Consider the following 968-nt stretch of genomic DNA (forward strand, 5'->3'; position numbering starts at 1 on the left):
AACGTTAGCGGTAATTTTGAGGACACCACCAAAACTATAAACAGACAGATAAAAAATCAAAATGGTAACAAACGGACTTACCATCCAAATTCGGACAAGCAGAAACCGACACCAAATAAAAAGTATGCAACAGGGTCGCTGAAAACTGTTTAGAGTAAGCACTTAAAAACAAAGCAAAAATTAAAAAATGTGTAATTGTATTCAAAAATCTAGAACTCCTCTTGCTCCAGGCAAAGGTTTTCATTACAAATTCGACTGCACAGATAGTGACGGGAATGTTAAGAAAATTGAACTTGACGCTAGTAACGACAATATCGCAAAGCAACTTGCGGAACTTGAATGTTCTGAAGGCATTAAGACACTTAGTTTCGAAGAGACAGAGAAAATTATGTCTTCAATAGGTATTAAGTCTTTAGACCTCAGTGAATCTGAAACTAAGGACAAATCCGCTTCATTACTTGCTGACAACATTGTTCTAAATCCCACAACTTGGACACGAATAGCTCAGTATGGTTCTGGAGTTAGGGGTTGTACTATCAGAATGAGTGGACGTTGGATTCCCGGAATCGGACATCCTGCTTGGGATGCAAACGGTCAAGGTGGAAACATCTTTAACGGTGCAAATAAATGGTGTGTTTTAATTCAGATTCATGCAGGAACAGATGTTGTTGCAACGATACCTTGGACGGCAGCTCAAGGTGGTGTGATGTCTGTTGGAAACTTTGGTTTTCCAACTGCTGTAATAGCGTTTATGAATGACGACAAATATGACGACAATACTAATGAAGCAGGCAATCCAATGACTGCAAGTGTTTCGTTGTTTTGAAAAGAAAAAACTACCGCTAACAGCGGTTTGGCAAAAGGCGGGCTGACGTGCTTCGATGAAATATTTGTGGTTAAACAAACATTTGTGCTTCGGATGAACATTTGTGCTAAAATTCCCGCCCTTCGCCAAGCCGCAAAACGTT

At 39.8% G+C, this 968-nt stretch carries 1 protein-coding gene; it reads left to right on the forward strand.

From position 1 onward, the window contains the following. Nucleotides 1–187 precede the first annotated feature (187 nt). Nucleotides 188–826 (forward strand): hypothetical protein, encoded by a 639-nt coding sequence (locus CHU92_RS00050; RefSeq protein ID WP_094411380.1) that lies wholly within the window; start codon nucleotides 188–190, stop codon nucleotides 824–826. Nucleotides 827–968: the final 142 nt, after the last annotated feature.

The organism is Flavobacterium cyanobacteriorum (assembly GCF_002251835.1).
In the GTDB taxonomy this organism is placed as follows: domain Bacteria; phylum Bacteroidota; class Bacteroidia; order Flavobacteriales; family Flavobacteriaceae; genus Flavobacterium; species Flavobacterium cyanobacteriorum.